The following is a 4,747-nucleotide window of genomic DNA, read 5'->3' as shown; positions in this document are numbered from 1 at the left end:
CGCTCCACCGCCCGGGCTTGCGGCCCGGGCGGTGCTTCTTCCCCTGTCGCGAATCGGACAAGCGTTGCCTTTTGGCAACGGTGCACTGCATTGCACACGGCGTAGGCTGGAATCATGCGAATCAGGGTTGCCTGCACAATAATCACTCAGGTATGACGGTGCTGCACACGAATTTGGCAGGCGATTGACGCGGGGAAGCGCGAAAACCAGGCGGTTCGGGTGCGGAAAGTTTGGCACGAGGGTTGCTTCATTCCCGGCAACTCTGACAGTTCATCAAGGGGGTCAATGATGTTTGGATACGATCTTCGCAGCCGTTCCCTGATTTCGGGCGCGATCCTGTCTGCGGTTCTGGGCCTGGCGGCGACGCCGGCTTCCGCCGATTTCTCGCTGTATGAGCAGGGTGGCCTGAAGATTGACGGCGCCTTCGCCGGCGGCGTCGCCCTGTTCACCAGCCCGGGCGCCCAATTCGGCGCCGGTTCGTGGACCAACAACGGCGGCGCCCCGGGCAAGCGCATCACCGGCCATTCCAACTGGAGCGAGACCTTCCTGCACCCCGAGCTGAAGGCCTCCTTCACCACCGAGAATTACGGCACCTTCTACGGCGACGTCAGCGGCCAGTTCACCATGACCGGCGGCCATGGCGAGCCCTCGCTGATCTCCACCACCTACGGCCATCCCTGGCTGGTCGAGCTGGAGAACCTGTACGGCGGCTGGAAGTCGGGCAACACCCTGGTGGGCCTGGGTCTCGACGAGAACGGCCTGGACCTGTCGGGCGGCCGCCAGAGCTTCCGCGTCGCCGACGGCTTCCTGATCAGCAACGGCACCAACAATATCGGCAAGCGCGGCATGTTCTGGACTCAGTCCCGCACCGCCTTCGCCCAGACCGGCGTCGCCAAGTTCTCATCGGGTCCGGTGCGCGGCGATGTGTTCTATCTGCAGAACAACGCCTCCAACACGGTGATGCTGCCCAGCCTGTACGAGAACGCCAAGACCAAGGTGCTCGGCGCCAATATCGAGCTGTTCGGCAACGCCGACGCCGCCGAAGGCGGGCCGGCCAAGGACGGCGCCGCCAATTATGCCGACCGCAAGTGGTACGGCGGCCTGACCTATTTCAATGTGCTGTCGGCCCACAGCAACAACGTCTACGGCTTCGGCCAGGGCCAGATCAATTCCACGGTGACCAACACCCTGTCGTCCAACCGTGACGGCATGAACGTGTTCTCGGCCCATGTGGGCGGCAACCCGCTGCCGTTCCTGCCCGATTTCTCGCTGTATGGCAACGCCGTCCTCGAGCACAACGGCAATGCCGGCCGCAAGGTCGACGCCCACGCCTACTACATCGAGCCGGGCTACCAGCTGTCCGAGGTGACGTGGACCCCCAAGTTGTCCTACCGCTACGCCCACTTCTCGGGCGACAAGAACCCCAACGACGACAAGAAGGAGGCCTATGACCCCTTCTTCTACAACGCCATCACCCGCGGCTACGGCACCTGGTTCATCGGCGAGATCGTCGGCAACTACGTGATCTCCAATTCCAACGTCAACATCCACCAGCTGACCTTCAGCGTGAACCCCCGCGACGACCTGAAGCTCAGCGTGCTGGCCTTCAATTATGAGTACGACGCCAAGACCCAGCTGACGGGCGTCAGCTCCAGCGACCTGGCCCGCGAAATCGACGTCGCCGCCGAGTGGACCATCAGCGACAACGTCCTGCTCTCCGCCGCCTTCGGCGCCGCCAAGGCCGGCCGCGGCTACAAGCAGAACGTCAGCACCAACTCCAACCCGGCCGGCCTGCCCATGGACAAGGTCTGGCTGCTGGGCGAGACCTCGGTGGTCGTCAAGTTCTAGAATTCCAGGTGTAGAGGCCCCCGGTTCCCTTCCCGCGAGGAAGGGGCCGGGGGCTTTGCGTTGATGGGCTATGGAAACTTCTTAACCCTTGCGCCATATTATAAGTGTATGAGGTATGGTCGGGAGGGACGCCATGGCACTGGACAGCAGTGTGGCCGGTGACAACAAACGCCAGTTTCCCAGGCAGCGTGCCGGTGCTGAATGCACCTTCGTCCTCGACCAGATGGAAAGCCGCGCCACCCTGCTGGATGCCTCGCGCGGGGGATTCAAGCTGCGCTTCGACCAGGCCGAGGCCGCCATGGCCGCCATCGCGCCGCTGCCGCGCGACATGATCATCATCGATCAGTTCGCCAAGATGCATGCCACCGTCATGTGGGCCAGCGGCGGGCTGGCCGGCTGCCGCTTCTATCAGCATCTGTCGCTGGACGACGTGGTGCGGATGATGACCGGTAAGTTCCGGCTTGAACTGGCGCCCCTGACCCTGCCGAACGCCGAGGCTACCCGGCCTTCTTGACCGGTGCGCGGCCCAGGCCGCGATAGGTCGCCACTTCCCTGGTGATGTGGTGGAACAGGGCTTCATCCACCAACTGGTAGATTTCCAGGGCGCATTGGCTCGCCTGCTTGTGATTCTTGATCTTGGGGATCAGCTTGCGGCACAGGTCGACGAAGGCCGCCGACAGGGCGGCGTGGGCCGTCTGATGCTTTTCGCAGGCTTCGCCGTCATGGGCCTTGAGGACGGCATCCTCGGCGGCGAAGGCCGCCTTCATGGCGTTGAAGATCGCCCCCGTATGGCCCGCCAGGATATATTGATTGAGGGCGGGGTCATCCATGCCCTGGAAGAAATCGGCCATGGCGCCCAGCAAGTGCTTGCGGCCCAGATCAACTTCGTCGATGCCGGTTTCCAGGGACATGTTCCAGAGAAACATGAGGTCCTCCACCTGAGACGCCACGCTGCTGTCGTTAAGAGATAGGGACTGGAGTTTCCTCTGTCAAACCGATGAAACAACTCGCTTTTTCTCCTCACACTTATTCATCTCGGCATCACGATCCGTCACCGTAGTCCCTCAAACGGCATGTTTTGCCGCCGGTGTATCTCGCAGGAGTTGCCGGACATCTCGGGCCGTGACAGCGGTCGGAAATTTGGCTACACCCCACCTTCCCGTCGTCACTGAACGCGAGCGAGCATGACCTCCACTCTTCCCGTCGCTACCCTGGCCGCCATCACCAACCGCATCGCCCGCGAACTGGGCGTTCAAGCCTCGCAGGTGGCGGCGACGGTGCAGATGCTGGACGAAGGCGCCACGGTGCCGTTCATCGCCCGCTACCGCAAGGAGGCCACCGGCGGCCTGGACGACACCCAGCTGCGCAATCTGGAAGAGCGCCTGGGCTATCTGCGCGAGCTGGAGGACCGCCGCGCCGCCATCCTGCGTTCCATCGAGGAGCAGGACAAGCTCACCCCCGAGCTGCGGGGCCAGATCGACGAGGCCGACAGCAAGGCGCGGCTGGAAGACCTTTACCTGCCCTACAAGCCCAAGCGCCGCACCAAGGCCCAGATCGCCCGCGAGGCGGGGCTGCAGCCCCTGGCCGATGCCCTGCTGGCCGATCCCGCCCTGGCGCCGGAACAGGCGGCGGGCGCTTACGTGGACGCCGAAAAGGGCGTGGCCGATGTCAAGGCCGCCCTGGACGGGGCGCGGCAGATCCTGATGGAGCGCTTCGCCGAGGATGCCGAGCTGCTGGGCAACCTGCGCGACGCCCTGTGGGACGGCGGCGTGCTGATCTCCACCTTGGCCGAGGGCAAGGGCGAGGTCGGGGCCAAGTTCTCCGACTATTTCGATTACCGCGAGGCCATCAAGGCCATTCCGTCCCATCGCGCCTTGGCACTGTTCCGGGGACGCAACGAAAACGTTCTCAACCTGAAACTTCTCACCCCCGACGAGGCGGCGCGCCCCGAAGGCGCGGTTTCCCAAGGCCCCGGCGAGTTCGAGGCGCGCATCGCCCGGCGCTTTTCCATCCGCGACCTGAAGCGTCCGGCCGATTCCTGGCTGGCCGAGACGGTGCGCTGGGCCTGGCGTATCAAGATCCATCTGCATTTGGAGTTAGAGCTGATGGGCCGCCTGCGCGAGGCTGCTGAAGCAGAGGCCATCAACGTCTTCGCCCGCAACCTGCGCGCCCTGCTGCTCCAGGCCCCCGCCGGAGCCAGGAACTGCATCGGCCTCGATCCCGGCATCCGCACCGGCGTCAAGGTGGCGGTGACCGACGCCACCGGCAAGGTGGTGGAATGCGCCACCATCTATCCCCACCAGCCCAGGAACGACTGGCAGGGTTCGCTGGCGACGCTGGGACAACTGGCCCGCAAGCATGGCATCAAGCTGGTGGCCATCGGCAACGGCACCGCATCGCGCGAGACCGACCGGCTGGTCATCGACCTGATGAAGCGCCACCCGGAACTGGGGCTGGAGAAGCTGGTGGTCAGCGAGGCCGGCGCCTCGGTCTACTCGGCCTCCGAACTGGCCGCCAAGGAATTCCCCGATCTCGACGTGTCCTTGCGCGGCGCGGTGTCCATCGCCCGGCGGCTGCAGGACCCCCTGGCCGAGCTGGTCAAGATCGACCCCAAGGCCATCGGCGTCGGCCAGTACCAGCACGACGTGGATCAGGTGAAGCTGGGCCGCTCGCTGGACGCCGTGGTGGAAGACTGCGTCAACGCCGTCGGCGTCGAGGTCAACACCGCTTCCGCCCCGCTGCTGTCGCGCGTTGCGGGCCTCAGCCCCACCGTGGCCCGCAACGTGGTGGAATTCCGCGACCGCTTCGGCCCCTTCGCCTCGCGCGACGCCCTGAAGCAGGTGGAGCGCCTGGGGGCCAAGGCCTTCGAGCAGGCGGCCGGCTTCCTGCGCGTGCTGGG

4 protein-coding genes are annotated in these 4,747 nt (G+C 64.9%); 3 read left to right on the top strand and 1 reads right to left on the bottom strand.

Going from position 1 to position 4,747, the window contains the following annotated elements; translation table 11 throughout:
• Nucleotides 1–285 precede the first annotated feature (285 nt).
• On the top strand, nt 286–1,848 hold the full coding sequence (locus H261_RS04075; RefSeq protein ID WP_008614610.1) for an alginate export family protein: 1,563 nt from the start codon (nt 286–288) through the stop codon (nt 1,846–1,848).
• Nucleotides 1,849–1,981: 133 nt separating this feature from the next.
• Nucleotides 1,982–2,362 (top strand): PilZ domain-containing protein, encoded by a 381-nt coding sequence (locus H261_RS04070; protein WP_008614609.1) that lies wholly within the window; start codon nt 1,982–1,984, stop codon nt 2,360–2,362.
• On the opposite strand, the gene H261_RS04065 is transcribed toward H261_RS04070, so the two are convergent.
• The gene (locus tag H261_RS04065) at nt 2,346–2,774 is read right to left on the bottom strand and encodes a hemerythrin domain-containing protein (RefSeq protein WP_008614608.1); all 429 of its coding nucleotides are present in this window, start codon (nt 2,772–2,774) and stop codon (nt 2,346–2,348) included. The genes H261_RS04070 and H261_RS04065 overlap by 17 nt on opposite strands.
• A 258-nt stretch (nt 2,775–3,032) precedes the next feature.
• Between H261_RS04065 and H261_RS04060 the strand changes: the two genes are divergently transcribed.
• On the top strand, nt 3,033–4,747 hold a 1,715-nt coding region (locus H261_RS04060), incomplete at its 3' end, for a Tex family protein (RefSeq protein ID WP_008614607.1).

It is taken from the genome of Paramagnetospirillum caucaseum (assembly GCF_000342045.1).
Lineage (GTDB): Bacteria > Pseudomonadota > Alphaproteobacteria > Rhodospirillales > Magnetospirillaceae > Phaeospirillum > Phaeospirillum caucaseum.
This window is presented reverse-complemented; position numbering and strand designations above follow the sequence as displayed.

What these genes read in the sequence shown, in the direction of transcription:
- H261_RS04075 (WP_008614610.1), top strand. Translation starts at nt 286, where the DNA reads ATGATGTTTGGATACGATCTTCGCAGCCGTTCCCTGATTTCGGGCGCG.
- H261_RS04070 (WP_008614609.1), top strand. Translation starts at nt 1,982, where the DNA reads ATGGCACTGGACAGCAGTGTGGCCGGTGACAACAAACGCCAGTTTCCC.
- H261_RS04065 (WP_008614608.1), bottom strand. Translation starts at nt 2,774, where the DNA reads ATGTTTCTCTGGAACATGTCCCTGGAAACCGGCATCGACGAAGTTGAT.